Origin of the sequence: Bartonella sp. TT29SHDZB (genome assembly GCF_042193395.1) — a bacterium.
Lineage (GTDB): Bacteria > Pseudomonadota > Alphaproteobacteria > Rhizobiales > Rhizobiaceae > Bartonella.
Genome location: NZ_JBHILQ010000044.1, coordinates 1 through 4,595, shown reverse-complemented (window position 1 = coordinate 4,595; position 4,595 = coordinate 1). Strand labels below are relative to the sequence as shown.

At 34.5% G+C, this 4,595-nt stretch carries 2 protein-coding genes; one reads left to right on the top strand and one right to left on the bottom strand.

What is annotated here, in order from left to right; all coding sequences use genetic code 11:
- Nucleotides 1-2,271 (top strand): type ISP restriction/modification enzyme (locus ACFIJJ_RS08980; RefSeq protein WP_375646705.1); only part of this gene is annotated, 2,271 nt, incomplete at its 5' end.
- A 1,073-nt stretch (nucleotides 2,272-3,344) separates the two neighbouring features.
- Here the strand turns inward: ACFIJJ_RS08980 and ACFIJJ_RS08975 are convergent.
- Nucleotides 3,345-4,595 (bottom strand): DUF6990 domain-containing protein (locus ACFIJJ_RS08975; RefSeq protein WP_375646703.1); only part of this gene is annotated, 1,251 nt, incomplete at its 5' end.

Sequence of the window (4,595 nt, the reverse complement as noted above, 5' to 3'; positions counted from 1 at the left end):
CATTCTGTTGATGATGTGTTGCGTCATGAATTTGGAAAAAGTCTAGGATCACGTGGTGTTTCTATTCTTGACCCTTTTACGGGTACTGGGACCTTTATCACACGGCTTTTACAATCCAATCTCATCAAACCAGAGGATATGGAATATAAATACCGTTATGATATCCATGCCAATGAGATTGTTCTCTTAGCCTATTACATAGCAGCCATTAATATTGAAGCAACCTATCATAGTCTTATGAAAGGGAATTATATCCCATTCAAGCATATTGGTTTAACCGATACGTTTCATCTTTTTGAGAAAAAAGATCTGATGGAAGGTACTATGAAAGAAAACAGTGAATATTTAGAGCATCAGAAAAATCTGGATATCGAAGTTATCTTTGGGAACCCTCCTTATTCAACAGGACAAAAAAGTGCTAATGACAATGCAAAAAATACTCCTTATCCAATATTAAATAATCGTATCAGTGAAACTTATGCTGCTCAATCTGAATCAATCAATATGCAAGCACTTTATGATAGCTATATACGAGCAATTCGATGGGCTAGTGACCGTATAAAAGATTGTGGTATTATTGGTTTTGTGACAAACGCAGGGTTTATTAATGCATGTTCTTTAAATGGTTTAAGAAAATGCCTCGTTAAGGAATTTAGCAGCCTTTATATTTTCCATTTACGGGGTAATCAACGAACCTCTGGAGAACTTTCGCGAAAAGAAGGTGGTAAGATTTTTGGTTCTGGATCACGGGCTCCCATAGCTATCTCTATTCTCATAAAAAATCCAGAATCTCAACAGCGTGGGAAAATATATTTTCGTGATATTGGAGATTATCTCACAAGAGAAAAAAAGCTTAAGACAATTAAAAAATTTGGTAGCATTGATGGTATTACACAGAGCAAACAAGGTTGGCAAATAATTATACCGGATAAGCATAATGATTGGCTTGGTCAACGTGATGACAGTTTCAAGACATTCCTAGCTTTAGGTGATAAGAAACCTCATAGTAAAAAACTGTTTGAGATTTATTCTTGTGGTCTAAAAACCAATCGTGATGCTTGGGCATACAATGCAAGCAATGAAACTCTCGCGAAGAATATGAGTAATATGATTACTTTCTACAATAGTGAAGTGGAGCGTTTTAATGGTGTTTATACACATGATAACGGTAAAACACGTACTAAAACTGTAGATAATTTTGTTAATGCCGATGAAAGCAAAATTAGTTGGAGTATTAATCTTAAGAAACATTTAACTAAAGGAAAGATTTTTGAATTTGAAGATACATGCCTTATTCAAAGTTTATATCGTCCTTTTACACAACAATGGCTCTATTATAATCGTGCCTTTAATGAAATGGTTGCTCAAATTCCATGTATATTCCCGATGGAACAAGCGGTTGAAAATAGAGTAATACAAGTGACAGGCGTAGGTGCAATGAAAGGTTTTTCTGTACTAATGAGTAAGGATTTACCTAATTTTGATTCAATAGAAAAAAGTCAATGCTTTCCAAGATATATTTACGAAGATACTACGGTCTCAAAAAGTAAAAGTGAGAAACAATCCCATTTATTTACAGACTCTATAGAGGAAAACAAAACTGCTGGTTTACAGAGGCGTGATGCCATTACGGATGAGGGATTAGCACATTTTAAAGCCGCTTATCCTAATCAAACCATAACAAAAGATGATTTGTTCTATTATGTTTATGGGATTTTACATTCGGAAGATTACCGTGCTCGTTATGCTGATAACCTCTCTAAAGAATTGCCTCGTATCCCTTGTGTAAAGAATGCTGAAGATTTTTGGAAGTTTGTAACAGCTGGGCGTGAATTGGGTCATTTGCATGTAAATTATGAAGATGTGGAACCTTATCCCGTGACCTTTAAAAAGGGTAATCCAAAATTTACAGAGATCTCTAATCCTGAGAAATTCTATTACGTTACAGAAATGAAATTCGCAAAAGCAGGTAAAGAAAAAGATAAATCAACTGTTATTTACAATAGCAATATCACAATGACAGATATACCTAAGGAAGCTTATAGCTATATCGTTAATGGTAAACCCGCTCTTGAATGGGTTATGGGGCGTCAATGTGTAAAGACTGATAAAAAGAGTGGCATTGTTAATGATGCCAATCGCTATGCTGTTGAAACCATTGGCAACCCTGCCTACCCTCTAGAGTTATTTCAGAGGGTTATTACTGTAAGTTTAGAAACAATGAAAATCGTTAAGAACCTACCAAAACTAGAGATTAGAGAAACTGAATAACTTATAAAGCATGCTCACATAATGGGCATACCAATCTTATTAAATCCGCTTATGTATTAGTTTAAATAACAGTCTATTTTATCATCTGTTATGAGATAAACTAAGATAGGAAATAATTACGTTATCAAGATCTCTTTAATGGACTTTTGTAAATTCTTTAAACGTATCATCTTGTGAGTTGATTACCTATAATCTTAAAAGGAATAATTTATCATGCGTTATTCTAAAAAGAAACCATTTGCATTTTTAGATACTCTTATTTGGATTGCTTTAAGACTTTTAAGAAATCCACTCTTAAATAGAATTAGATTTTTTTACATTGCCTTTAAAAGATTATACCGTAATCTAAAATGATAGCTTTATTGTTTTCAAAAGCTTTGTTTAAAGAGAGTTATGTATATTCATTTTCTTATATTACTTATAGGTTTTGAAGGTTTCTCAAACCCCCAAAACACCTACAAAACCCTCTTAAATATATATTAAAGATTGTATTTATGTTTTGTGTTTAATATAGGTTGTTTATTTGAAAGATTAACTTATTGAAATATAATAACTTTTATTTTTGACTAAAAAAATATATATAAAGGGGGGGTAAAAAGAACACCCATAACCCCCTAAACTCATAACCACAATAGTCTTAATAGGATTTCTTATCATTATAAACTGTCTTTTGAAAATTCACTTAATATGTTTAAAATAACTTTTTACTCTTATTATTTTTTTAAGTACCAACCTTTAAATCTATAAATACGTCTTAATAGCATTTTTATGATTATAAACCGTTTCTTTTGAAAGGCTTTAAAGGATCATATGCTTTTCATAAAGCACATTTTAATCATTTACTAAAATCATAAGATTCGTCTGTTAAATAAACTGACATAACCGATAAAATAGACAAAAGCTCACTAAAAGAGATTTTGATAATCTATGAAATAATAGGTTATTTCCTTTAAATCTTGCACCAAAACCATGATCAGAGCCACACCACTGTTGAGTTTTTCAACTAGTGATCAAGGCTTTGGACCGCACCTTATTTTCTAAATTTCTGAGAACTTTTCGATATTTTTTAGGTGCTATTTCTTGTCTTTTTTTTCGATAAAATTGACTATTTTCTCTTTCCACGAGCGGGGTTGCTCCTTGCTGGTAACCTCTTGTGGATCATCAAGCTTTTCTGCCACCTGTTTAATCAAAGCGTAACTCACTTGCTTCACCTTTGCTACTTCTTTGGCTAAAGCTAATGCACGTTCAAGGTGGGTTTTGTTGATGCTTTCGTCAAAGCCTAGGTGATCACCTGCCGTAAAGCTTTTCTGATAAGATTGTAAGGTCTCAACATCACCCAACAAAGCAAGAGCGCCAAGATGAAGTAAAGCATAATCCGTATCGTTTGCTTTAGACGTGGCGCCTTTTTCCCAAGGAGCAGTGCCATAATCAGAGCGAAGTCTTTTAGAAAGGTCAATGTCTGTTACCGCCCATTTTAGCGCGTCATCAAGTGCTTGCTTTAAGCGATCCGCAGTAACTTCTGGTTCAAAGATTTCTAAACCCTTTGCTTCAAAATTAAGCTGTATATCTGGAATATCTTCCGTGTGGGTAGGATCAATGAATTTACAAGCGGTGGAAAGAATGCCCGTGCTAATCATAAAGGCGCTATCAAATTGCGGGTAGTCTTTGGCAATTTCGTCGTTATAAAGAATGTCTACTTCACGATCAGCCAATTGATAGCTTGCCATATGGTCATTCTCATTGATTTTCTCGGTTGACCAGCCTAGGCTTTTTAAAAGTGCATGAGCACTTTCCATGGTGAGACGATCATCATTGTCATCCGCTTCATCCACTTCCTCTGCCACTTCAACAGAAGTTGTTTTAGAAGCAACAGATGCTGTTTGCGGATCCAAGCTTAAAATCGGAGCGTTTTTAGGAAAACCAGTCCGATAACGGCGTGCAAGAGCAAGGACGTTATCAATAATATGTGCTATGTTTTCCCTTATCAAAGCTGAAAAGTTTTTATCCTTCAAACTTTCCTTATAAAATTTGAGTTTTTCAACATCCCCAATAAGAATAAGTGCAATAAGGTGCAACTTCGCAAAATCATATTCACTGTCTGGGGACAAAGCCGCATAATCATAGATGATTTGATTCACATTTTGTCGATCAGCCCAGCACAAAATATCCGCACTGATCTGTTTCAGCTTGCCTTCATCCAATTCAGTACTAGAAACTGCATAAACTTCTTCTGATTCTTTAAGAACGGTATATTGGGGAGTATTGATGAAAATAGATCGATAAGCTGTAGAAAAACCAAGTGTTGAAAGAGAAACCTTGAAGGT